The sequence below is a fragment of the Paenibacillus sp. JZ16 genome (genome assembly GCF_015326965.1).
In the GTDB taxonomy this organism is placed as follows: Bacteria; Bacillota; Bacilli; order Paenibacillales; family Paenibacillaceae; genus Paenibacillus_AQ.
This window is the reverse complement of the sequence record NZ_CP017659.1, coordinates 5,721,940-5,745,397: the sequence shown is the minus strand read 5'-3', so window position 1 is coordinate 5,745,397 and position 23,458 is coordinate 5,721,940. Positions and strand designations below refer to the sequence as shown.

Here is a 23,458-nt window from a genome sequence, read left to right as displayed (position 1 = left end):
CGGTTAGTTATTATTTATTAGTTATTTGTTATCATAACATCCCATTTATTAGGCAAACAATCAAAAGTTTTTGAATTAGGCGAGGGCACAGACAAAAGCCCGTTCCAACCAGGAACGGACTTTGTAACTTAATGATTCACCTTATTTAGGTTTCATTGCGATAATGAATCTCCATACATACACCTACATACACCGATACGCTAACCTATGGACGGTTAGCTGCCCTATCGCCCTGCTGCAGCGGCTCTATCGCCAATCACTTGCCTTAGCACAGGCTCAAGCCCATCCGCCATCAGCTTGAAGCCAAGGTCGGTCGGATGAACCCCATCAACGGTCGTCTCCCCGGGATCGTCACCTAACCAATCCGATCCATCCACAAATGTTAGGTTATGGTCTCCGTCCTCGGTCAGCTGCCGGATCAGATCCATCTGGAACTTTTTCCGCACCAGCCGTCCTTCGCGAAACTCCGGCATAAACGACTCGGCTCCATGAGGGATGCGGGATACCAGGATGATGGGAACCTGGGGATGGAACTTCCGGTAAGTCTCGATATACTGCGGCAAGGTCTGCCGATAAGCTTCGGTCCCCCCGCAATTCGCCTCATAATCAATCACGAGGCAGGCCGGCTCCGAGATTTGGGCGGCCAGCTCGGCAAGCTCCGGCTCTCCCTTGCCGTTCCCCGAGAAGCCCAGGTTGACAAACTCCAGATGCAGCCTGCGGCTTAAGATATTCGTGTACGACATGCCGGGCCGTGAGGCGCATCCGCCTTGCGTGATGGATGTTCCGTATACAATCACTTTTTTGGAAGAATCATAGGATTCCGGCGCCCAGACCTCCGCTTCTGGTTCAAGTCCAATCCATATCTCCTCGACGCCCTGGTATAAAGGCATGTTGAGCAGGAACGAGCGTACTTTGCGGTCCTCGACAGTGAAAAGGCTGCTCTCATACTCTACCTGACCTGGCTGGAAACGGGCCGTTCCTGCATGTTTCCACTCGCCCGGGCCGCCGATATAAGCATCCACGCCGCACTCCCCCGTTGGCGGCATGTGATACATGCCGGATCCTGCGGTCAGCCGCACGCGGACCGAGACGCTTCGCGAATTCGTGCGGAAGCGGATCTGACCACCTGATGTGCAGTTCGCTAATGCATCCACCTCCGGCCCTATGGGAACATCAGGAACGGTAGGCAGCCTGCGATATTTATGTTCAACGTCGAGCCAGGCAAAGCCCGATACTCGGAACGGCTCCTCCAATGGGGAATACCATAACCGTTCGTCCGCTCCGGCGTTATCAATCTTCATGTTCTGATCCAACTGAAATGGAGACACCTTATCAAATTCAGGGCTATTGTTCTGCACAATGTATCGCCTCCCTATGTAAGCTCGGATCGACTTTTCGTTTCATAGGCATGGAGTGCATTGCCTTAGAACGGCTTACCGGTCCCAGGCCGTGGCAACCTCTGCCTTCAGCTCCTTCAGCAGCTCTTCCTTGTCATCCCGGTAGAACATGTTGTAGGTATCGAACGGGATCATCCGTCCGTCGGGATGCATGATGTGGACGCAGGATTTCTTGACGGAGCGGACATCGAAGTTATGGGCATCCAGGAACTGCATGATAATGACCCGGAAGACGTTGTCATAGGTAATCTGCTCCGGTACGGCGGCCAGCGGCAGACAGCAGAGCAGGCTCTTCAGGGAGAGCGCCGAAGATTGCGGCGAATGGCCCGTTGACAGCAGCTCGAACATTTTGCTTCGGATGACCGGATCCTGCTCAAACACAATCGTGTTGCTGTCGCCCTCGAGCAGGATTTCCGGGTCGATCATCCGCGTCAACGGCAGCACTTCCCCGCCCAGCTTCAATGCGTAGCCCATCGCCAGGCAATCCGGATGGCAAGGCACCGGCAGAATGTCCGCATCCGTAAACACCTCGGACTGATCGATGATCATCCGCCGGACTTCGCTCACGGTCAGCCGATCGGTTGCCGGATCATACCCCTCCAGCCGGCCTGCGGCCTGAATCGGCTGAATAGTCACGCCGCGCACTGCTTTTTGCTGAAGTCCGTACTGAATAATGTCTCCGATCTCGCCGTCATTGAGGCCTTTCTTCAGCGTGACGACCAGCGTCGTGGATATGTTGAATTCATTCAGATGGTCAATGGCCTGCTGGCGGATGCGCCGCAGGTCGGCCCCTCTCAGCTCCTTCAGCACATGCGCCTCAAAACTGTCGAACTGCAGGTAGATTTCGAAGCCGGGCATATATTCGGCGAGCCTCCGCGCAAAATCGCGGTCCTGGGCAATGCGGATACCGTTCGTGTTCACCATAATATGCTTGATGGGACGGCTCTTGCACATGTCCAGGATGTCAAAAAAATCCGGATGCGTCGTCGGCTCGCCGCCGCTGATCTGCACGATGTCGGGCTCTCCCTCGTTCTCGACGATCCGGTCGAGCATGAATTCGATCTGTGCAAGCGACCTGTAGGAAGTGCGATGCGGCGACGATTCCGCGAAGCAGATCGGACACTGCAGGTTGCAGTGATCCGTGATCTCCAGCAGCGTGAGGCAGCTGTGCTGCTCATGGTCCGGACAGAGTCCGCAGTCGTAAGGACAGCCGTAACGGATCGGCGTATTCCAGACGAGCGGCATTTCGGACGGCTTGATGAACTTTCGCGTCTGATGGTAATAATCGGCCTCGGTTGCGATCAGCACTTTTTCCGGACCGTGAACGAGGCATCTTTTGAGCATGTAGATCATGCCGTTCTCCTCGATGATCTTGGCTTCCACTTTGCGGTAACAGGTCGTGCATATGCTGTTGGTCAGTTCATGATACAGATAAGGCCGGTTTTTTGGCATAATCAAGACTCCTTTGGTCAGCTTGGAAGTTGGGAACCCGGCATCGATCGGCGAAGCCGGTTTCTGCCGCCGATCAGCCACGCATAATAGATGAGGCCCGCGATGCAGGCTAATTGGATATTGTTCAGTCCCAGGTAAGGATGCGGCGTCGGCTTGATCCAGTCGATCACCAGGCGGAACAGCAGATACCCGGCCATGAACCATTGAAACATCCGCCCGGACACGTAGCCCTCGCGAGCGGATCTGCCGCGGCTTTGGCGGTACAGCGGAAGCAGCAGCAAGGCCAGCACGATCAGGAACAGGATCTCATACAGCTGAGTCGGGTGGCGATAAACCCCGTCGCCAAAATCCACACCCGTGAACCAGGTCGTCGGCGTACCATAGGTATGGTCATCCAGACCGGTCAGAAAACAGCCGATCCGTCCGAGTCCCAGGCCCAGCATCAGCGGATAAACAAAATCATCGCCCGTGGAATGCTTCCATCCCACCAAGCGCTTCGTCAGCTCAACGCCGATCAACCCGCCCAGAAGACCGCCTACAATCGTCTTGCCTCCCCACAGCAGATGGAATTGGCGCAGCTGTTCCCAGGTGGCGGCCGGATCCTCCAGCCAGAATAGCAGCTTGGAGCCAATGGCCGCGCCGGCAATGATTCCAGCCAGAATCTGCAGGCTCATCAGCTTCGTCATGCCGCTCGGCCTGCGGGTCCATAAATACACGCGGAAGCCGATAAAGTAGGCCAGCGATTCAAACAGCACGTGCGGATGAATCCGCCAGGAACCCAGGTACACATAAACAGGAAACTCCATCTGTCCACTCCTTGATATCAAAACTTGAATTGGAAAAGCAATCTAACCGGAAATAGGCACGCGTTATTTTAATAAGAAAATAAGATTGCGCCGCAAATCGTCAGCAGCAGCAGCGCAAGGCCGCCCAAAATGGCCAGTATGGAGATGATCACGGTCACCCATACGTTCCTTTGCCGTCCCGGCATACCGGGAGCGGGGTTCATCTCACCGCACCGGTAGCGGCAGCGGCCTGTCTCCGGATTATGGCATTCCTGACACACTGGCTTCCCGCAGCGAGTGCACTGAGCGACGGCCTCCCTCTCGGGATGGTTCATGCAGCGGTAGAATTCCATCCAATCACCTCACTTGGCATTTAATCCCTATATCCCCTATTGTAAACGTTGCCGGAGAATTAGACTACCACCTACATTTACGACGCTTGTCCCGTGATTATGAGTAACATTAGAGGCGCCAGACCCAGCAGCAAGGATGGCCCCGGCGCTTTAACAACAAAAAAAAGGCAAGCCATCTGCCTTATGAAAGCCAGCGCTTGCCTATCCATTCCATTCTTCTATCCGTCAGCCCGTGGGTGCATCCTGCCAAACATTAAACTTGTTGCCGTCCACATCCTTGAATTTGAACTGCAATCCGCAGGAACCGTGATCAACCAGCGGCTCGACCTCTGCTCCGTTCTCCCGCAGCCGTTTGTGCAACTCGGTAATGTTCTCGACCTCGAAGGTTAACGAAAACATCTCATAGTTCTCCCCATCCCATTGGTTGGTTACAAAGTTGGCTGTTCGGTTATCGAGTGTTTCCAGCAGGAATAGCCACTGTCCGTCCCCTAGGATCAGGATAGCGCCCGTGTCGTCGCATTTTCTCACAGTAAGGCCAAATAGCTCAGAGTACCATTTTACCGCCAGCGGAAGATTCCTTACCGGGAGATAATTGCAATGAACCTTCTTTAGCAAAGGCTTGTTCACGGATTGGAGCTTGGGCACTTCGTTTAATTGGTTGTCTGTCGTCATCCTATTCACCTCTTGTTTAATGTGGTTTCAATATATAGACGATGGAGCCGGATCAATTCCGTCACGAGGTCTATATTTTTTATCCATGTTTTTCAATCGCAAGATACTTATTGCCATCGGGATCGTAAAATGCCAGCCATTTGCCGAATACATTATCCTCCCGGATCGGCTCGCTTCTAACCCCCTGTTGATGCAGCCGGTGCCCTAACTGCCCAACGCTCGCTACTTCGAACGTGAGTACTGGCATGCTGGCCGGTGAGTGATGCTGACATTCGAGCAAATACAATTCCTGTCCGGATTCCAGTACCGGATTTCCGTGCCTGCTGGTTTCCAGATGAAAATGCAGGATAAACCATGCGGTCGCCTGCCTCTTATCCGTGACTGGAATATAGAAATGACCGGCTCGCTTAAGGACTTGCTCCGAGACCTGCTGCTCGAAATCCCTTCCCAGACGATGGGTATGGAAATAATGCTCGAAATCACGGGCAAGATGCTGTTTCAAAACTTCTCTGGCACGTCGTATACGGCTTTCAACCGCAGATACCGACATATTAAGGAACTGTCCGATCTCTTTCATGGACCACTCGCTTAAGTAATGCAGGACGACAACGGTTTTACTCTTCTCCTCCAATTCCTGCAAGGCTCCCCAGACGGAGTCATGGATCACATATTGTTCCAGCCATGGCGTGATATTGTCCGATGATAAAGCCGTTTCATGCAGCGGGAGCGTTCGCCTGCTTCTTTTGGCAAAATCGAGACTGGTCCGGTGCGCAATCGCATATAACCAGCTGCCAAGCTTGGCAGGATCATTCAGCGTATGCAGGTTACGGTAACTCTTCAAAAACGCCTCCTGCACGGCATCCTGCGCCTCGTGGAAGTCCCCCAGTACACTGTACGCAACGGATAACAGGGCATTGGAATACTGATGGACAATCATCCGATAAGCTTCAAAATCCCCCGCTTTAGCATCCTCTATCCGTTGTTCCGATAGCGGCGAATCCTCTTTCATGAGGATAGATCCTCCCACCGTGCCCACATCTCTTGCGGATTGAGCTCATATACCCCATTATCCCTGAACATGAAATGATGCATGATGAACTCCCGGCGAAGAGTCGCAAAGTCCTCATGGTAACCCTGAATAAACTCGTTGATTTCCTTCTCGGTGTACTTACGTCCCTTCTCAAGTCGGGATACCATATGCGTAAGCACGATGAGTTTCTTCTTCAGCTGGGCAGGGATGCTCTTCAGCTTTCCCTCGGAAGTGAAAAAATTCTTCACGACAGCGTCCCTCGTCCGCTGATCGTCTTCCTCCAAACGCTCCGGAACGCCTGCGGGCCTTACTCTCTGATAGATCAAATTCTCCGTCGCTCTCGCGCTATTTGCGATAAAATAATCATTTAGCGAAAAATAGATCGTGTTCTTATCCCTGCGCTCTTTAATCAGGCTCGCTTCCCGCAGCTTTGCTGCATGGTGCGTAATCGTTGCGGGGGTGACGCCGATCTTCTCGGCCAGCACCTGTCCGTTCAATTCGCCTTCGGCTAACAGGATCAGCATTTTGATTCGCGTCGGGTCTGCAAGCGCCTTATGATAACTAACCACCTTATCCAATTGCATGGATATGTTCACTCCCTACACAATTTGACGAACATCTAATTTATGTTTCATTAAATCAGATATTATCCCATCCGAAATTCAAAGTAAACCTTCAGTAACGCCTGAACTTCACAGAACGTGAAGCAGCCCGCTCCATTGTTATAAAGGAGCGGGCTGCTGCATGACTATCGTTTCTCAAGTTTCGTATTCACATGCAGTTAACCGACGAACCGCGTCTTACACGACAGCAGCGTCGACTCTGGACTGATCGGCATTCTGGCATCTCTTGCATACCTTCAGCGCCGTGCCGTCCGACTTGTTGGCGACGTAAAGGAGCTTGATGCGAGAAGTGCTGCATACCGGGCATGTGCCGCGGCCACGTGATGGCATACTCCAGAGTGCGCGGCCCCGTTTTGTTTTGGCCATGTTTCGTATCCCCTTTATTTCATAATCTCTCTAATGTTGTTGCGAACCCATGCACACAGCTGTTCTACATTGCGTTTATCCTTTGTTATGAGAATTGTAATCTCCTCGAGGCGAGCAAGCTGGATATCTGTGCAACTCCATTATAGGGGACGACCTGTCGTCAAATATAGGGAATAAACGCTTATGAATTCTTTTTTACATAAGCGTTTCAAGCCTTCATGAGGTCCATATTCGTTGTATGCCGGGTGCATCTTGCAGAAAGCTAAGATGGTATACATCAGGATTGGACAAGCCCTCCCACTCCCTGAATCCAATTCGGTTGTCGTAATGCTTCAGCAGAAGCGAGATCAGATTGCCATGCGACACGATGACAGCATTCTGGCTGGAGTTCTGCCGGATCTCCTCCACTACACGAACGGCGCGGTGCATGGCTGTACGACTTGATTCCCCGCCTTCATAACACAACTCCAAATCATCATAAGTTCGGCGAAGCATCTCCCGCCAAGCAGGCTCATTGCGACCCGATAGAATTCTCTCCGTTAATCTCTCATCCATCACGACTTCCACGCCAATGAGATCCGCCAACGGTTTTATTGTATCGCTGGCTCTACGGTAAGGGCTCGAAACAATATGATCAATCCCTTTATCCGAGAGAAACTCCGCAAGTTCAAGCGCTTGCTGAATGCCCTGCCCGGTTAACGGAGCGTCGGCAGCTTGTCCCTCCGCTTTGCAATGCCGCACAATAAATACGTTTTTCATGGAACCAGTGCCTCCTCTACAATCCAATATTAACCTTGAGTCCTTGATAGCTTCCGGACTCGGGAAATCCGTGCTGAACGATCGTCATAAACTTCTCGGTGAACCCGTAGCTTGGTAGATCTGCGATTGGGACCAAGACCACATCACCTATGGGATTGGAGTCGAACTCGTTCGATGGGAGTCGGATCTCACCCTCTAAGCGACCAGCCACGTTCTGCCGAAACGCTCTGTTTGACCAGTAAAATATGTTCGTCTTCAATCAGGATTCCGGTCACTCTAACCTGCAACAGGTTGCTCATTAACACACCTCCAACTCGTTGGATTCTTCTTATTTTATTACTTTACACGATACGGACCGTTGTTGATAAGGGGGTACGATGTTTCCGCTGATGAACCAACTTCCATTCACACAGATATTCCAACATTGTTCTCTGAATGTAACTAAGCAACTTTAGTTGTTTTTAACCTGTTGACTCTCACCTTACAGGAGACCGCAAAATAGGTTCCAGCATTAATTCTGTAAGGAGGAATATCCACCATGCCAAGCTCCATCCGTTTACTACGCAACGGATTCGTCCGAGCGACGTGGTGATATAACCGAGGTATAAATGCATCCCCGCCGATAAATAAAAACCGAGAGAAAACGGGGTTATTCCCGTTGCACTCGGTTATCTGCTTTTCGGCAATATAGCTCTACCCAGATCCTAAAGCTTGCTCAATATCTGCTCTATGACCTGCTTATCCAACATCACATTATGACCCGATATACACGTGTCAAAATCCATTTCTTTATATTTCAAAAGCGTTTGTATATAAAGATCTTGTTCAACATAAATGCTTGGAATAATTTCATCCATGGAGTCACCTACATTATCGCCTACATGGATCACCTGCTCTAACTCATCCAACACACTTATGGAATCCACGGTATGGCCAGGAGTATAAATGAGCCGTATGTTGTCTTCCGGAAAATATAATTCGTTATCAAATGTCAGATTGGGAAGAACCAATTCTGCCTCGCCCTCAACAAACCTCATGTTTTTCTGGATCATGCCTTCCCAGCCCGACTCCATCATTTCCCTGCATAGCTTGTGAGATATGATGATACAGTCTCGGAACGAGCCATTTCCCCAGATATGGTCCCAATGATGGTGCGTATTGATTACAATGGTTGGCTTGCTGTCATGCTTTATGTATTCTTTGACAGGCTCGATGTTCCGTGAGCCCAGACCCGTATCGATAATGTAATTATTCCGGTCTCCCATAATCAGTTGAACATTTAAATCCCATCCAGTAGGGATATGGTTGGTAAACAAGAAACTTCTATTCTTTATCTTTTGAATTTGCAATTCTACACCCGCCAACTGTAATTTTTTTGATTATGAATCGTACCCAATTATACATCGCTTCGAGTACGGGAACCAGCGTGTCGCAGATTCGCTATAAAGCGTATTCCACTTTGGGAGGAATAGCCCGGTTCATATCGGCACGATATTTTATATCTTAAATCATAGCCTAGGTATTATTCCGGGAGGAACGTTCCGTTATAATGAACCATAAGGAAATCATCCCCTATTATCCAAAATAACGGATTGAGGTGAGTCATGTGACAGGAAAAACCCTTGTTCATCCTGATGGTCGAACCGTAACCTTACTCGACAGCGGCACCGACGACCAAGGGGACTATCTCTTGGTACAACATACGATTGTTAAGCAAGGTCCGATGAACGGCCCGCATTGGCATCCGGTTCTGCAAGAAACATTTACTGTACAAGAGGGGCTTATGCGATTTGTGATTAACGGAGAAGAGACGATCGTAGAGCAAGGGGGGCAGGCCCGCATCCTTCCGACACAGATTCACCAATTCTGGAATGTTAGCACAGACCGACTGGTTGCCCTGCATGAGATTCGCCCTCCGGGACAACATTGGAACATGTTTGAGCTTATTCACAAATTGGAATGTGAAGGCAAACTTAACAACAAGGGGATTCCGTCGAACCCTTTATGGCTCGGTGCCGCTTGGAGAGTTATGGATGGGTACCTCGCGGGACCGCCCCGGATTTTGCAGACGGCTGTGTTAGGTGGATTAGCACGGCTGGCTGATCTTCTGAAATATCGAGTGTAAGGATCATTCCAAGCAGGAGGTGCCTATGAGCTATAACGGATCCGATTTTTATGACAACGATACGAACTTCGAGAACTACATGCAGCGACGGCAAGGGCAGGAGAATGCCAACGATACATTGGAGAAGCCCATCATCTGGCAGCTGCTGGGAGATGTCTCAGACCAGCTTGTATTAGACCTGGGTTGCGGCGATGCTGGCTTTGGCGTGGAATTGTTGGAAAAAGGATGTGCATCATATGTAGGAATCGAGGGTTCCCGTAATATGGTGGAAGCCGCTTCGAACAATCTCGCCGGCTGCAACGGAACCGTTGTACACACGAGGCTCGAGGACTTTACATATCCCCGCGATTCCTATGATCTGGTGCTCTCCAGGCTCGCCATTCATTATCTGCAGGATATCGAGCGCGTCTTTCAATGCATTTATCAGAGCTTGAAGCCGAACGGCAGGTTTGTCTTCTCTGTCGAGCATCCCGTTATTACCTCCACGCTTCAGCCGTCCGGTACCAGAACGAATTGGGTGGTGGACAACTACTTCATCGAAGGCTACCGGGAGCAGCAATGGCTCGGCGGTACCGTTCACAAGTACCATCGAACCGTCGAGGATTATTTCAGGGCGATGCAGGAAGCCGGCTTTATCGTGGAGCAGCTTAGGGAATCCAGTCCCGTGCGAGAACATTTCATACACGAGGAAACCTATGAGCGCAGGCGCAGAATTCCACTGTTCCTGTTTCTGGCGGGGAGAAAGAGCGCGTAACTCCCATTCCATTCCGAAAAAAAAGCACCCTTCCATCACAAGTGGAACAGGGTGCTTCTTAAGTTTAGGATGATTGTCAGGGAGGCCGGGGAACGCCTACGCGTCTTTTCCTCTTACTGGGGTCTGCCGGTCTTGCTTCCCTTGTTGAATCCACCGGACTTGCGTTTACGGGCTTGACCGTCCTTAGGGTTATGAACCGCTTCCGCTTTGAACTTACGTGCCATCTCTGAATACGGATTAAGAACAACTTCCGCCTTCGGGTTACGTGCCGAATTCGTGCTCGAATGGCGAGCCGCGTCTGACTTCGGTTTACGAGCCGTGTCGGTCTTTGGCTTACGGGTGGCATCGGCCTTCGGTTTAGCAGGTCTAACTGCTGCTGATTTGGCTTTTCCGGGTTTGGCCGAGCCCGATTTCGGCGATCGGTCTACCTTGGCTGCTCTTAATGATCCTGACATCGGGAAGGCATGGTCCTTCACTTCGGGAATGGACTTGCCGATTAACTTCTCGATATCCCGGAGAAAAGGCACCTCGTCCACTTCGCAGAACGATATCGCCGTTCCGCTCAGTCCCGCACGCCCCGTCCGGCCAATCCGGTGAACGTACGTTTCCGGAATGTTCGGAAGGTTAAAGTTAATGACATGCGACAGCTCGTCGATATCAATGCCTCGCGCCGCAATATCCGTAGCCACCAGAACCCGGGTTTCCCCGCTTTTGAAATTTTTGAGTGCCGTCTGACGGCTGACCTGCGATTTATTCCCGTGAATGGCTTGTGCAGAGATGTTCACCTTCGTCAGATCGCGAACAACCCGGTCAGCCCCGCGCTTTGTACGTGTGAAGACCAGGGCCGACACGATGGATGGGTCCTTCATCAGCTCATTCAACTGTTTCTGCTTATTTCCTGTTTCCAGCAGGTACACCGATTGCTTGATCCGTTCGGCCGTTGATGAAACCGGCGTAATCTCTACTTTTACAGGGTTTTGCAATAAGGTTTTGACAAGCTGGGTAATCTCCGCAGGCATAGTAGCCGAGAAGAACAGCGTTTGTCTTTTGCTCGGCATTTTGGCAATAATTCGTTTTACGTCATGAATAAAGCCCATATCAAGCATCCGGTCAGCCTCGTCCAGCACCAGAATCTCCACATGCTGCAGATCGACACGCTTCTGATTCATGAGATCCAGAAGTCTGCCTGGCGTAGCAATGAGGATGTCCGCTCCTTGCTGAAGCGCCCGCTCCTGTGTTTTTTGCGAAACGCCGCCAACAATGGCCGTCGACCGCAGCTTTGTGAACTGACTGTAGGCTTTCACGTTATCCGAAATTTGCAGGGCAAGCTCCCGGGTCGGCGACAACACCAACGCGCGAATACGGCGCGCCATCCCTGGTTTAGGGGGTTGTTCGTTCAACAGCTGAATCATCGGTACCGAAAAAGCGGCGGTCTTCCCTGTTCCGGTCTGCGCGCAGCCCAGCAAATCTCTGCCGGCCAACACAGCCGGGATCGCCTGAGCCTGAATAGGCGTTGGCGTCTTGTAATTCTCCTTCGCTAAAGCCTTGAGAATCACGGGGGATATATTTAAATCTTGAAATGTCATGGGGTCTCCTTTAAGGTGAATACCTATATTGTCTCATCACGTAACATGGGGCATCTCATATAGAGTCTCCACAAGCCGTTCCTTTACGTCATAACATATAACGATACCATACTTTAGTATAAAAAAAGAAGCGGAATTTTTCTCCGCCTCTTGTTTCGGCTATTATCTACCGCAAAATTTCATTCAACCCCCCTTTCTTTGGATCATTGATTTTACTTATTCAAGAAGAAAATTAGGAATATGATAAATATTGCTATTAGCGTAGTTAAGCATCCTGTTTGATGACCAATCATTGTTTTTCCAATGGATTGTGAAAAATTCAAAATTGCATTTTTTTCATACTCTTTCCTTAGTTTGTTCTCAAGTTCTTCTCGTTCATGATCACAGTTGTTATTCATTTATACTGCCTCCCCGAATTCCTGTTTTTAAGTAATTCAAAGAGTAACTCCAGCTTGAAAAATCATGTTTATCCAATTATAAGTCTGAATATGCGAAAAACCCATAATAAACTAAATCATTACACAAAAAACGATCCAATTATATTATGGATCGTTTTTTATGACGGCACTGTTCCTATTTTCTAAACGTACACTACGTCTTTATATCCAGTTCCAGTTATGCCCCAAACCGCTGCCGATACCCGCATTTTCTGCATAACTCCTCAACAGCTTCCCGGCGCGAAAATCCATCCACAAGATTGTTCGCCCGCTCCCCGTCAACGATCTCCGAGAAGGACTTCTGATGGATATTGCCCAAGTTGATGACCCCTTCCCCATCCAGACAGCACGGCACGACCGTCCCGTCTACCAGAATGGCCGCCTGGCTGCGAAGCGCATGGCAGAAGCCTTTGCCTTCATCCTCCGGGGCTGTCAGACTTGGCCACTGAAACTCATAATCCTGATTCAGATAGACATGGTCGGCGACCTTCACGCCGCCGCCGGGTTCAACCTTTTCCTCGATTCGGTAGTCCAGGTTGAATTCCTGCTCCAAAATTTCGAGTGTCTGGCGATTGCGGCTCTTCTCCAGGTTCGTTTGGTTGTCCTGGGTCAGATTCCACAAACGGAACGAGAAGATGACTTTATGCTCCTCGGCAGCACGAACAAAGGATAGAATCTCCCGCAAATATCCCTCACGGTCCGTGGACCCGACATGACCATCAAAGCTGTGAAGCGAGAAGTTCATCTGTCTTAAGGCCGGCTTGCCCAGCAGCTTATGCCGGTTCTTCGCGATCAACGTGCCGTTGGTCGTAATGTTGACCTTGAACCCTTTTTCATGGCTGATATCCAGCAGCTCATCGATCTTCGGATGGAGCAGCGGCTCCCCCTTCACATGCAGATAAATGTAACTCGTATGCGGCTTGATCTCATCCAATCTTCTCGCAAAGTCTTCCACTTTAATGAAGTTGGCCTTGCGCTCCGTCGGCGGGCAGAACGTGCAGGCCAGATTACAAATACTCGTAATTTCTATGTAAACTTTCTTAAACGTCTTCAAGATGTTATCCCCAATCCCATGTCTATGATCGCATGATTCGCTAGCTGAGTCGCTTGCCAATCCTTCATATCGTACCATAGGCGGGCTTATACAGCTACAACTACAGATGCTATCTGAGCCATTCTGTATGAAGCCAAATTAGATTAATCGCCTGCTACTTTAGTTTTATCAACATTGATAAGTAGTGATACAAGCCACAAAAAAGCACTGCCCTAATGACAGCGCTCTTTTTAAAATGAGGTTTCTTATTTATCAAAATCATACTCGGCAAGTTCTTCAGGCGTTATAAATCTTACCGTGATGGAACTACCTGGGGGAGCTCGTGTGGATCGTCTACAGGACGAACTGTTGGAGGAGCTACATCTTGGTCTCCTTCACTCTCAACGACCGCCTCCGAAGGGGCAGCTTCTTGAAGAGGAGCTACAACATTGCTTCCTTCATGCTCTACAACAGGTACAAGACGAACTTCTTGTGGAGGAGCTACAACATTGCTTCCTTCATGCTCTACAACAGGTACAAGACGAACTTCTTGTGGAGGAGCTACAACTTTGCTTCCTTCATGCTCTACAACAGGTACAGGACGAGCTTCTTGTGAAAGAGCTGCAACATTGCTTCCTTCATGCTCTACAACAGGTGCAGGACGAGCTTCCTCCAGCTGAGTTTCAACATCGTTTCCTTCACTCTCAACGACGGTTTCAGGAGGTACCGGCCTAGGGGCAGCTTCTTGTCGTTGAGCTTCAGCATGACTTTCCTCATTTCCAATGACTCTGGGCGTATGGTTAGAAGCCCATGCCGCTGCGGATGTGCTAATTGCAGCAACCAAAAACACTGCTGTTATCGTGAGATACATCGTTTTCTTTTTTTGTTTCTTTACATTCAGCATCATCATTAATCTCCTCTTTAATTGTTTGCCGTCACCGGATAAGGAGGCACAGAATTGCACGGGTAAATTCCTTGATCCTGCCATGACGCTTAAGATCGTCTCCCCATAGCGTTTTCGCTCGGCATAGGACATCTCTTTTACGACCTCTTCATCACAAGACAGCTCGCTCCATATATGAATGTCCTTGCGAAGAATGTGCACCAAAGGGTTAAACCAATGCACGGCGCTTGCTCCGAGCGTAAACGCTTTGACCCATAAATCTTTCCGTTTCAGATGGATCAACTCATGTCGGATCACCATGTCCACGTTAACGGTATTCTCTATAGGGAGATAAATGGTTGGTTTCCATAGGCCGACAAGAACAGGACTCCGAATGATGGAGCTGTAGGCAAGCCTGACACTGCTTTTCACACCAAGGGCTTCCTTAATGAAGGAGAGCTGTTTGGCTGCTTCGCTGCTTGTCGGAACGTTGGTACGTGTATGTTCTAGTTTCTTTAAAAATCTGCGATAACAATACATCTGCCATGCAGCAAAAGCTATAGCGCCGACTGCCCATAGGACAATCAGGGGAAGTGCTATGTTTGCTGATATGGTCTGATCTCGGATGAGCGGCTCCGGATGAATCCCTGAATATGGACCGGGCAGCGCATGCTGCACAGTTGAAGGCAGCTCGTTCACGATGGGAACGGTTGCTGTTGCATTGAATGTAAAAAGCGGCAAGATCCACTGAATACCAAGGACTACGGGTAAAAGATAAAAGCCTATTGCCATTTTGTTCATTCCATAACGCCACTTTGTAGGAAAGGCATGGACGGATACGATCCGCAGGACAAGCATGCTGGCTACGACGGCACTTCCAGCAGCGGTAAGGGTAAACAGCGTTTCAAGAATCGTATTCATAAGCCCCCCTACTTTTGCGAAAACCATTGCTTCAGCTCTGCAATATCTTCATCTGAAAGCTTTTCGCCGTCATACAAAGCTGAAATTAGATTTTTAACCGAGCCTTGATATAATCCGTCCAGAACATGCTGCGTTTCCATAAGCTTATAATCTTCAGGCGAAATGCGAGGCGTATATTTATTGGTCCGCCCATCCCTTGTAGCCGTGAGCGCCCCTTTGTCCACCAAACGCGATAAGAAGGTGGAGATGGTCTGTGCCTTCCATTCCCTACCTCTCTCGGCAAACAGAGCGAGCAATTCGGTGGATGTGACAGGCGGCGTACACTCCCAAATCACCTCCATTAGCTCCATTTCGGTATCCGATAATTTTTGAACTTGGTTCACGGTGAACACCTCTTTACGTCGTTATGCGTCCATAACGAACTTAATCACTACACGATGTAGTGATTATAACCTACTACATCACGTAGTGATATGTCAAGCGAAGGAAGTTGAAATTTACTACTACATTGAACTTATACGTAAAATTAAAGAACCGCGCGAGAGCGCGGTTCTTATCTACATAACAGCTCAAATTATTGAGGGCACCTATATTCCTTGGGTCCTCTTATTTGTACTCGTACAGATGGAAGTGTTAACGCCGTTTATTTTGAATCGTTGTCGTCATTGTCTACAGCGTCGCCAGCTTTGTTTCCCAATGCTGCGCCTGCGATACCGCCGGCAATCGTGCCGATTGGACCCAGAACGGAACCTACAGCAGCACCCACCGCGCCGCCGCCAGCTGTTCCTAAAGCTTCTCCAGCTTCAATATCCATGTTGGTCGTGTCGCGGTCAGAATCAACCTTTTGATTACGATCGTTTTTATTAGCCATCCATCTCACTCCCTCGACATTGTGATAGGAACAGCTCCATCTTGCCAGACGTTGTTCCAAACCATATCTTGCCCTAACGAGTCTGAAAGAATTCTTTAAAAGTATATCGGCCCAGATCTCTTCTACTCCAAATTAGGTTGCGTATTTTAGACGATGTTTGCGGATTATGGGATTATGTAAACGGTACCAAGCTTGCTACAATGAACATGCAATTACGAAATGAACTTTGTTCAAGGGGGATTATACATGAAAAAGCTGTCGATTTTACTGTTAACCTGCGTGTTGATTATGGGGGCGCTAAGCGGTTGCGGAAGCAGCGAGCCCGACTCGGCTTCGTCTAATAAACTCGTCATCTACAGTCCGAATAGCGAGGAGATCATCAAGACCATCATCCCGATGTTCGAGAAGCAGACCGGGATTACGGTTGAGCTTGTAACGGCTGGTACCGGCGAAATTATTAAGCGCTTACAGTCCGAGAAGCAAAACCCTTACGCTGACGTGATGTTCGGCGGTTCTATGGCCGGTTTCCGTGAAAATGAAGCTTTATACGAGCCTTCCGTATCACCTGAAGACAAGAACTTAATGGAAGGTCACCGCAATACGTCGGGCTTCGCTACTCCTTATATCTCGGATGGCAGCGTGCTGCTCGTGAACAAAAATCTAATCGGCGACATCAAAATCGAAGGTTATGCGGATTTGTTGAACCCGCAGCTCAAAGGGAAGATTGCCTCCGCTGATCCGGCAAGCTCAAGCTCCGCTTTCGCCCAGTTAACCAATATGTTGAAAGCGATGGGCGGCGATTATGAGAATGAACAAGGCTGGAACTACGTCGGTCAGCTGATCGAGAACCTGGACGGCAAAATCGCGAGCGGTTCCGGTGCTGTTCACAAAAGCGTGGCAGACGGTGAATATGTGGTCGGCCTTACCTATGAAGACCCTTCCAGCACCTATGTAAAGAACGGAGCTCCGGTAGAAATCGTATATCCAAAAGAAGGCGCGGTATTCCTGGATGCGGGATCTGCCATTATCAAAGATGCACCGCATATGGACAACGCCAAGAAATTCATCGACTTCATTCTGTCTCAAGAAGCTCAGGATGCATTCGGGACGCAATTAACGAATCGTCCGCTCCGCCAGGATACGAAGCTTGGCGACCACATGAAGCCTTATGAAGAAATTCACATGATTGATGAAGACACAGACTATGTCAGCGAGCATAAATCCGAGATCGTAGAGCGTTATGTCGATTTGTTCACTAGCGTTAAATAAACTATAGAATCAGGTGACAACCATGAGCGTAACCATAACCATTCAAGACCTAATCAAAAAATACGGCGACACAACCGTCATTCCCGAGCTGTCCCTGGAGATTAAAAAGGGTGAATTCTTCACCCTTCTCGGGCCTTCCGGGTGCGGCAAGACGACACTGCTGCGCATGATCGCCGGCTTCAACAGCATTGAAGGCGGAACCATTCATTTTAACGAGCGCGTCATTAACCAGGTGGAACCGGGCAAGCGGAATATCGGGATGGTCTTTCAGAGCTATGCGATCTTCCCTCACTTAACCGTCAAAGGAAACATCGCGTTCGGACTGGAGAATCGAAAATTATCCAAAGCGGAGATTAACGCCAAGGTGGATGAGATCTTAAAGGTCGTTCAGATTGAGCCCTATAAAGATCGTATGCCGAAGAATCTGTCCGGCGGCCAGCAGCAGCGCGTTGCGCTAGCCAGAGCGATCGTCATCCGCCCGGATGTCCTGCTGATGGATGAGCCTCTATCCAACCTGGATGCCAAGCTTCGGGTCGACATGCGTAATGCCATTAAAGACATTCAGCGAGAAGTCGGGATTACAACCGTCTACGTTACGCACGATCAGGAGGAAGCCATGGCGGTATCCGACCGCATCGCGGTCATGAAATCCGGCGTGATTCAGCATCTCGGAACACCACAGGAGATTTACCAGCGTCCTGCAAACGTATTCGTTGCAACCTTTATCGGCCGTACCAACATTCTTGGCGGTACTTTAACCAAATTGGCAGACAGCCATGTCCTGCACTTCGGCTCCGGCTATATGGAAGAGCTGTCTAACATCGAGGTTCCGAAATCCGATGCCAAGGCTGATACACTTAACGTTCAAATCTCGGTTCGGCCGGAAGAGTTCATTCTAACCGAGGACCAAACCGGCATGAAAGCAACGATTGTGCACAGCGTATTTCTGGGGCAGAACACCCATTATTTTGTGGACTTGTCGTCCGGTCAACGCATGGAGATCACGCAGGAATCGAAAACGTCACAGATCCTCGAACCTGGCCAAGTCATCTATCTCAAAGTGAAAAAAGAGAAGATCAATGTCTATGATGCGGCAGGCGAACTGAACTATACTAGGGGCGCTCGGCTATGAGAGAGACGCGCAAACGATTTGACGTCTGGACCAACATTTCGTTACTGATCTTTGTATTCTACATTCTTTTTCTCGCTCTGCCTTTGTTTACGATGCTGTTCAAGAGTGTGTACAACGGTACGACAGGCGATTTTTCCCTCGCCTATTTCACGAAGTTTTTCAGTAAGCCCTATTATTTAAACGCGCTGTTCAACAGCGTGAAAGTTACCGTCAGCGTTACCTTGCTTGCCGCCATTATCGCAACGCCGCTGGCCTACATCATGGCAACGGTGAAGATTAAAGGCAGTTCGGCCATTCGGGTCATGATTCTGATCTCCTCGATGTCGGCTCCTTTCATTGGCGCTTACTCCTGGATCCTGCTGCTGGGCAGAAGCGGCGTCATTACGAAATTCGTTAGCAGCACATTCGGCATTACGATGCCGGATATCTACGGATTTACGGGGATCTTGGTGGTCTTAACCTTGCAGATGGTTCCTCTGATCTTCATGTATGTGTCCGGCGCACTGAAGAATATGGATCAATCGTTGATGGAAGCAGCCGAGAGCATGGGTTATACAGGCTTAGGCAAAATGCGCAAAGTGCTCCTTCCGCTCATTACGCCAACCCTGCTGGCAGGCGGCCTGCTCGTCTTCATGCGTGCGCTTGCCGATTTTGGTACGCCGATGCTGATCGGTGAGGGATACAAGACCGTGCCTGTACTGATCTTTAACGAGTTCATCAGTGAGGTCGGGGGCGACGACGGCTTTGCGGCAGCGATCAGTGTCATCGTCGTTCTGTTCGCCACCACGATATTTCTACTGCAAAAATTCGTAGCCAATCGCAAATCCTTTACGATGAGTGCACTGCATCCGATCGAAGCCAAGAAGAAGAAGGGGATCGGCAACATTGCGGCTCATGCCGTTATCTATCTGTATACGTTAATCGCACTGCTGCCGCAGCTCTATGTCATCTATACTTCGTTCCTGAAATCTAACGGCAGAATCTTTGTAAAAGGATTTTCGCTCCAAAGCTATCAAGAGGCTTTCAGTAATATTGGCGGCGTCATTCTGAACACGTTCTTTCTGGCCATCGTCTCGCTGGTCGCCATCATTCTGTTAGCGATACTGATTGCTTACGTAACCGTTCGCAGGAAGAATGCACTGACGAACACATTGGACATTTTCACAATGTTCCCGTATATCGTTCCCGGTTCCATACTCGGGATTGCTCTATTGATCACGTTCAACAATAAGCCGCTGGCGCTAAGCGGAACAGCCGTCATCATGATCATTTCGTTTGTCATCCGGCGGCTGCCTTATACGATTCGATCCAGTGCGGCCATTCTGCATCAGATTAACGATGGGATCGAGGAAGCGGCGATCAGTCTGGGCGCTTCCCAGATGAAGACGTTCTTCAAGATCACGCTTCCGATGATGCTGGCAGGCGTCGTCTCCGGCGCGATCTTAAGCTGGATTACCATCATCACCGAACTAAGCACCTCAATCATTCTTTATACAGGCAAGACCAAGACCGTAACGGTTGCCATCTACACCGAGGTCATCCGCGGAAACTACGGCGTGGCGGCAGCGCTGTCAACCATTCTTACCGTCATTACGGTCGTGTCGCTGCTCGTCTTCCTGAAGCTCTCCGGACAAAAGGAAGTTTCCATGTAATGTGAAGAGAAGAATTCATAACGAAAGACTACATCCAAGTCGGCACCTGCAGCATGAAGGTCCGGCTTGGATGTATTTGGATTATCTGCGGTTACCGCGAGTCAGTATAATAGGATCGAGGGCCTTATCGCAGATGGAGGGCAGCATGAAACCAACACATTATCGTAATTTCAAGGAATCAACCCGTCATTTATTTCGCATCTATACGATGATCCCGTTCTCCATCTTAATCGTATTGTTTTTGGCGTTCACGATTATTAATGGCAGAATGAACCTAACCCAAAAAACGACCGAAGCCGCCCAGTCCATCAGTCAGTCCATTTCCGGCGTGTATCAGCAGTACGACGAGGAGATTCACCGGATGGCCGTTTCTCCTACCGTGATCAATTATGTAAGCTCGCATCTGGGCAGCGAACAGGTGTACTCTGCCTTCTATGATTTCAACAACCGGCAGAAGGTAAAGAGTATTTTTCATATCGTCAATACGGACGGGGTCTTTCTGGCAAGCTCCGCCCCGGCGGATGCACTGTATTCCAATTTTGCCTTCGGCAATCTCATTCATCGGATCGATCAGCGGCCCGGCGACACGCTTACCGAAATGAACAGTTTTCGTTATTCGCATGACCGCGATACGAGCTACACGTTTGGCAAAGCCATCGTGAAGGACAAGCGGACGATAGGCTATATCATCTATCAGCTGTATGAATCCGACATTCAGAAGATGATTTTCGAACAAAATAATGAGATTGCCATGATCACGGATGAACATAACACCATTATTGCCACGACCAGCAATGTGACCAAAGGGGTTCTCAACAAATTCAGCCCCAAGCTCGATAACAGGGGACATGTTCTGCTGAACGAAGGCAAGTATTATATGTATGCCAAACGAATCCCTGACACACCGATTCAAGTCATTACGCTGAACTCCTATAAATCGGAGCAATACACCTATTATACGGTGTCTTTCTTTGTCCTTGCGGCCAGCCTGCTGCTGTGGGTGTTGATCCAGTTCCTGGCGAACAAAATGTCGACGCGCAATTCCGAATCCATCGATAAATTAATTCATGCCTTGGCACAGCTGCGCGAAGGTAACTTCAATGGCTATGTCGATATTCAGACAAATGACGAGTTTCAAATTCTGGGCGATGAGTACAATGTGATGCTGGATCGGCTGAAAGAATTGATCGAGAAAAATAAAGAGCTGTCGGAGCTTCGCACCATTATTGAGGTGAAGCAGCTGCAATCGCAGTTCCATCCGCATTTTATTTTTAATGTTCTGGAAACCCTGCGCTATGCCATTAAGATCGATGCCAATCAGGCCCAGGACATCGTGCTGATTCTATCCCGCTTGTTAAGGTACAGCATCGGACATGATCGCAATGTTCAACTGAAAAATGACATGAATTATGTACGGGATTATCTAAAGCTGCAGCAAATTCGGTTCAATGATCGGCTGGAATACCGGATTGCCGTAGCGGAGGAAACGCTGGATGTATACGTCCCCAAGCTTCTGCTGCAGCCGATTATCGAAAACGCTATCAAATATGGCTATGAGAATCAAAGTGATGTGCTGATTGAGATTAACATCTACACCTCCAACGGCAAGCTCATTCTGGAGGTTCGCGACAACGGGCAAGGCATGAGTAAAGAGAAACTGCAGGAAGTGAATCAGATTTTGCAAAGCCAGACGAACACGACGCAGCATATCGGGCTGTATAACGTTCACCGTCGTTTAGTTCTTCTATATGGTGAAGAATCCGGCATCCACATTGACAGCGCGCAAGGAAAAGGCACCTGCGTGGCACTAACAATTCCTTACGAATGGAGTGGATATCATGTTTAAAGTACTGCTGGTCGAAGATGAGGATATGATTCGCAGGGGCATCCGATTCAGCATCGATTGGGTTCAATACGATTGCATCGTCATTGAGGAAGGGTTGAATGGTCAGGATGGTTACGAGAAGATCTGCGAGCTCAAGCCGGATATCGTCATAACCGACATCACCATGCCGATCATGGATGGCATCTCGATGATTCGGGAAGGCCTCAAGCAGCATACCTTCAGCAGCATTATTATCTCCGGTTATAATGAATTCCACCTTGCGCAGCAGGCGCTCCAGTTAGGCGTGAGCGAGTTTCTGGTAAAGCCCTTAGAGGACGAGCAGCTGGTCGCGGCACTCGAATCGGCCAAAGCTAAAGTGGATTTAATCCGCAAATATGAAGTGATCTCGAACCATCCGCAGGAAAAAGAAGAGATTCTAAACAGCAAGTTTCTGGAGAAGGAAACCAAAACCTCGAAATACGTGGCCAAAATGATCGCCTATGTACAGGAGAATTATGCCAAGAAGATCAGCATTCATGATCTCGTGGAGGAGATCGGCTTAAGCGCCTATTACCTGAACCAGAAATTCAAGGCAGAGACCAGCTATACCTTCAATGAATTTCTCAATCGTTATCGCATCCAGAAATCGATCGAATTACTGAAGTCAGGCGATAACAAAGTTTATACCATCGCGCAGGATATCGGATTTAGCGATTACAAGTATTTTATAAGCATCTTCAAGAAGTACGCCCACGTCACGCCGAGCCAGTATCAGGAATATTTCGAGGAGAAGAATGGATAGAACGGGTAATCTAGATACGAGAGGTGCTCGATCGTACTTATATTTGCACACACCCCTGCAAGACATGAGCAGGGGTGTGGAATCTTTATCTATGATTGCTATCATTCATACAAACGGTACATGGATAGTTCATCACTCATCGCTACAGCTTGGGCAAAGGCTTCCTTCACGTCCCGTCCCTGCTGAACAATCTCATAGAACAGCCGCAGAACAAACATCAGCGCATCGTTGCCGTCCGGATAGTCATCCGGCCCGATATACATCTTGCAGCCCCGCTCCAGGAAAGCTTCGGCCAGTGCTGGATCCCCCAGCGAGCAGCCGTTCGCGATTACCGTCTTCCCGTCCAGCTTCGCATAGCGCCGAACCTCATCTGCCCCGAAGTCGCCCTTCGGCTCCTCCTCCTCGTATACCTCTTCGCCGAGCTCCGGCATAATCAAGCTGCCTTCATCCCCGTGAAAATTCAACAGGATCATATCGGTGCCTTCATATAGATCAACGCCTGACAAGACGGAGATCAGATCATTCGGCGTCCCGATCCAGTATGTAAAGACGCGCACCCCAAAATACTCCAGAGCCGCCCTTACCGCTTGGCTCTCCATGTCGCAATCCGGTCCGACGACCAGAGCGACCTGCATAACAGGCTTACTCACTTCTGTATCAACTCCTGACAATGATAATTATATGGATTTGGAATTGGAGCCCATTCTATTATTGCCGACCGCATTTCCTTT

Annotated in this window: 23 protein-coding genes and 1 pseudogene; 7 read left to right on the top strand and 17 right to left on the bottom strand. The window is 49.4% G+C overall.

Features of this window, described 5'->3' with window-relative positions; genetic code table 11:
* Positions 1-224: 224 nt before the first annotated feature.
* The 11 genes and pseudogenes from BJP58_RS25735 to BJP58_RS25685 form a co-directional block, all read right to left on the bottom strand.
* Positions 225-1,358 (bottom strand): SGNH/GDSL hydrolase family protein, encoded by a 1,134-nt coding sequence (locus BJP58_RS25735; protein WP_233354765.1) that lies wholly within the window; start codon positions 1,356-1,358, stop codon positions 225-227.
* A gap of 75 nt (positions 1,359-1,433) precedes the next feature.
* Positions 1,434-2,849 carry a radical SAM protein gene (locus BJP58_RS25730; protein WP_194541143.1) on the bottom strand — a complete coding sequence of 472 codons (1,416 nt, stop codon included), beginning with the start codon at positions 2,847-2,849 and terminating at the stop codon, positions 1,434-1,436.
* Positions 2,850-2,866: 17 nt separating this feature from the next.
* Positions 2,867-3,655 (bottom strand): prolipoprotein diacylglyceryl transferase family protein, encoded by a 789-nt coding sequence (locus tag BJP58_RS25725; protein WP_194541142.1) that lies wholly within the window; start codon positions 3,653-3,655, stop codon positions 2,867-2,869.
* Positions 3,656-3,723: 68 nt separating this feature from the next.
* Entirely contained in the window at positions 3,724-3,987 is a 264-nt protein-coding gene (locus BJP58_RS25720; RefSeq protein ID WP_194541141.1) for a B-box zinc finger protein, read from the bottom strand.
* A gap of 225 nt (positions 3,988-4,212) precedes the next feature.
* Positions 4,213-4,659: a VOC family protein gene (locus BJP58_RS25715; protein WP_194541140.1), complete on the bottom strand. Its 447-nt coding sequence runs from the start codon at positions 4,657-4,659 to the stop codon at positions 4,213-4,215.
* 79 nt (positions 4,660-4,738) lie between these two features.
* Entirely contained in the window at positions 4,739-5,668 is a 930-nt protein-coding gene (locus tag BJP58_RS25710) for a sigma-70 family RNA polymerase sigma factor (protein ID WP_194541139.1), read from the bottom strand.
* A complete protein-coding gene (locus tag BJP58_RS25705) occupies positions 5,665-6,273 on the bottom strand; it encodes a DUF2087 domain-containing protein (RefSeq protein ID WP_194541138.1) in 609 nt (202 codons plus the stop codon). Before BJP58_RS25705 ends, BJP58_RS25710 begins: the two co-directional genes overlap by 4 nt.
* A gap of 216 nt (positions 6,274-6,489) precedes the next feature.
* Positions 6,490-6,678 (bottom strand): hypothetical protein, encoded by a 189-nt coding sequence (locus tag BJP58_RS25700; protein ID WP_074961888.1) that lies wholly within the window; start codon positions 6,676-6,678, stop codon positions 6,490-6,492.
* Positions 6,679-6,894: 216 nt separating this feature from the next.
* Positions 6,895-7,437 (bottom strand): histidine phosphatase family protein, encoded by a 543-nt coding sequence (locus tag BJP58_RS25695; protein ID WP_194541137.1) that lies wholly within the window; start codon positions 7,435-7,437, stop codon positions 6,895-6,897.
* 16 nt (positions 7,438-7,453) lie between these two features.
* Positions 7,454-7,736, bottom strand: a pseudogene (locus BJP58_RS25690) (hypothetical protein).
* 405 nt (positions 7,737-8,141) lie between these two features.
* The gene (locus tag BJP58_RS25685) at positions 8,142-8,801 is read right to left on the bottom strand and encodes an MBL fold metallo-hydrolase (protein WP_233354764.1); all 660 of its coding nucleotides are present in this window, start codon (positions 8,799-8,801) and stop codon (positions 8,142-8,144) included.
* 233 nt (positions 8,802-9,034) lie between these two features.
* Between BJP58_RS25685 and BJP58_RS25680 the strand changes: the two genes are divergently transcribed.
* Entirely contained in the window at positions 9,035-9,562 is a 528-nt protein-coding gene (locus BJP58_RS25680) for a cupin domain-containing protein (protein WP_233354763.1), read from the top strand.
* Positions 9,563-9,587: 25 nt separating this feature from the next.
* Complete coding sequence (locus BJP58_RS25675) at positions 9,588-10,316, top strand: class I SAM-dependent methyltransferase (RefSeq protein ID WP_194541136.1); 729 nt, start codon at positions 9,588-9,590, stop codon at positions 10,314-10,316.
* Positions 10,317-10,429: 113 nt separating this feature from the next.
* Here BJP58_RS25675 and BJP58_RS25670 read toward each other — a convergent pair whose 3' ends face one another.
* The 5 genes from BJP58_RS25670 to BJP58_RS25650 all read right to left on the bottom strand — a co-directional run bounded on the left by BJP58_RS25670 (position 10,430) and on the right by BJP58_RS25650 (position 16,047).
* Positions 10,430-11,902: a DEAD/DEAH box helicase gene (locus BJP58_RS25670; protein ID WP_194541135.1), complete on the bottom strand. Its 1,473-nt coding sequence runs from the start codon at positions 11,900-11,902 to the stop codon at positions 10,430-10,432.
* Positions 11,903-12,517: 615 nt separating this feature from the next.
* A complete protein-coding gene (locus BJP58_RS25665) occupies positions 12,518-13,393 on the bottom strand; it encodes a radical SAM/SPASM domain-containing protein (RefSeq protein ID WP_194541134.1) in 876 nt (291 codons plus the stop codon).
* A 292-nt stretch (positions 13,394-13,685) separates the two neighbouring features.
* Positions 13,686-15,176, bottom strand: coding sequence for a M56 family metallopeptidase (locus BJP58_RS25660; RefSeq protein ID WP_194541133.1), 1,491 nt, complete (start codon positions 15,174-15,176; stop codon positions 13,686-13,688).
* Between the two features lie 8 nt (positions 15,177-15,184).
* Complete coding sequence (locus tag BJP58_RS25655; protein WP_194541132.1) at positions 15,185-15,559, bottom strand: BlaI/MecI/CopY family transcriptional regulator; 375 nt, start codon at positions 15,557-15,559, stop codon at positions 15,185-15,187.
* A gap of 260 nt (positions 15,560-15,819) precedes the next feature.
* Positions 15,820-16,047, bottom strand: coding sequence for a glycine zipper domain-containing protein (locus tag BJP58_RS25650; RefSeq protein WP_194541131.1), 228 nt, complete (start codon positions 16,045-16,047; stop codon positions 15,820-15,822).
* 246 nt (positions 16,048-16,293) lie between these two features.
* Here BJP58_RS25650 and BJP58_RS25645 point away from each other — a divergent pair, with 246 nt between their 5' ends.
* From BJP58_RS25645 to BJP58_RS25625, 5 genes are all read left to right on the top strand, one after another.
* Complete coding sequence (locus BJP58_RS25645) at positions 16,294-17,316, top strand: ABC transporter substrate-binding protein (RefSeq protein WP_194541130.1); 1,023 nt, start codon at positions 16,294-16,296, stop codon at positions 17,314-17,316.
* Positions 17,317-17,338: 22 nt separating this feature from the next.
* The gene (locus BJP58_RS25640; protein WP_194541129.1) at positions 17,339-18,448 is read left to right on the top strand and encodes an ABC transporter ATP-binding protein; all 1,110 of its coding nucleotides are present in this window, start codon (positions 17,339-17,341) and stop codon (positions 18,446-18,448) included.
* Positions 18,445-20,100 carry an ABC transporter permease gene (locus BJP58_RS25635; RefSeq protein ID WP_194541128.1) on the top strand — a complete coding sequence of 552 codons (1,656 nt, stop codon included), beginning with the start codon at positions 18,445-18,447 and terminating at the stop codon, positions 20,098-20,100. The genes BJP58_RS25640 and BJP58_RS25635 overlap by 4 nt, the downstream gene beginning before the upstream one ends.
* Positions 20,101-20,245: 145 nt before the next feature.
* A complete protein-coding gene (locus tag BJP58_RS25630) occupies positions 20,246-21,946 on the top strand; it encodes a sensor histidine kinase (RefSeq protein WP_194541127.1) in 1,701 nt (566 codons plus the stop codon).
* Positions 21,939-22,727: a response regulator transcription factor gene (locus BJP58_RS25625; protein WP_071221356.1), complete on the top strand. Its 789-nt coding sequence runs from the start codon at positions 21,939-21,941 to the stop codon at positions 22,725-22,727. The genes BJP58_RS25630 and BJP58_RS25625 overlap by 8 nt, the downstream gene beginning before the upstream one ends.
* A gap of 101 nt (positions 22,728-22,828) precedes the next feature.
* Here BJP58_RS25625 and BJP58_RS25620 read toward each other — a convergent pair whose 3' ends face one another.
* Positions 22,829-23,377 carry a delta-aminolevulinic acid dehydratase gene (locus BJP58_RS25620; protein ID WP_194541126.1) on the bottom strand — a complete coding sequence of 183 codons (549 nt, stop codon included), beginning with the start codon at positions 23,375-23,377 and terminating at the stop codon, positions 22,829-22,831.
* Between the last annotated feature and the right edge of the window lie 81 nt (positions 23,378-23,458).

Bases quoted from the DNA above. Each gene is read 5' to 3' on its own strand.
- BJP58_RS25640 (WP_194541129.1), top strand. From the start codon at position 17,339: ATGAGCGTAACCATAACCATTCAAGACCTAATCAAAAAATACGGCGAC.
- BJP58_RS25650 (WP_194541131.1), bottom strand. From the start codon at position 16,047: ATGGCTAATAAAAACGATCGTAATCAAAAGGTTGATTCTGACCGCGAC.
- BJP58_RS25635 (WP_194541128.1), top strand. From the start codon at position 18,445: ATGAGAGAGACGCGCAAACGATTTGACGTCTGGACCAACATTTCGTTA.
- BJP58_RS25675 (WP_194541136.1), top strand. From the start codon at position 9,588: ATGAGCTATAACGGATCCGATTTTTATGACAACGATACGAACTTCGAG.
- BJP58_RS25695 (WP_194541137.1), bottom strand. From the start codon at position 7,437: ATGAAAAACGTATTTATTGTGCGGCATTGCAAAGCGGAGGGACAAGCT.
- BJP58_RS25710 (WP_194541139.1), bottom strand. From the start codon at position 5,668: ATGAAAGAGGATTCGCCGCTATCGGAACAACGGATAGAGGATGCTAAA.
- BJP58_RS25645 (WP_194541130.1), top strand. From the start codon at position 16,294: ATGAAAAAGCTGTCGATTTTACTGTTAACCTGCGTGTTGATTATGGGG.
- BJP58_RS25730 (WP_194541143.1), bottom strand. From the start codon at position 2,849: ATGCCAAAAAACCGGCCTTATCTGTATCATGAACTGACCAACAGCATA.
- BJP58_RS25705 (WP_194541138.1), bottom strand. From the start codon at position 6,273: ATGCAATTGGATAAGGTGGTTAGTTATCATAAGGCGCTTGCAGACCCG.
- BJP58_RS25630 (WP_194541127.1), top strand. From the start codon at position 20,246: ATGAAACCAACACATTATCGTAATTTCAAGGAATCAACCCGTCATTTA.
- BJP58_RS25660 (WP_194541133.1), bottom strand. From the start codon at position 15,176: ATGAATACGATTCTTGAAACGCTGTTTACCCTTACCGCTGCTGGAAGT.
- BJP58_RS25700 (WP_074961888.1), bottom strand. From the start codon at position 6,678: ATGGCCAAAACAAAACGGGGCCGCGCACTCTGGAGTATGCCATCACGT.
- BJP58_RS25720 (WP_194541141.1), bottom strand. From the start codon at position 3,987: ATGGAATTCTACCGCTGCATGAACCATCCCGAGAGGGAGGCCGTCGCT.
- BJP58_RS25715 (WP_194541140.1), bottom strand. From the start codon at position 4,659: ATGACGACAGACAACCAATTAAACGAAGTGCCCAAGCTCCAATCCGTG.
- BJP58_RS25670 (WP_194541135.1), bottom strand. From the start codon at position 11,902: ATGACATTTCAAGATTTAAATATATCCCCCGTGATTCTCAAGGCTTTA.
- BJP58_RS25625 (WP_071221356.1), top strand. From the start codon at position 21,939: ATGTTTAAAGTACTGCTGGTCGAAGATGAGGATATGATTCGCAGGGGC.
- BJP58_RS25725 (WP_194541142.1), bottom strand. From the start codon at position 3,655: ATGGAGTTTCCTGTTTATGTGTACCTGGGTTCCTGGCGGATTCATCCG.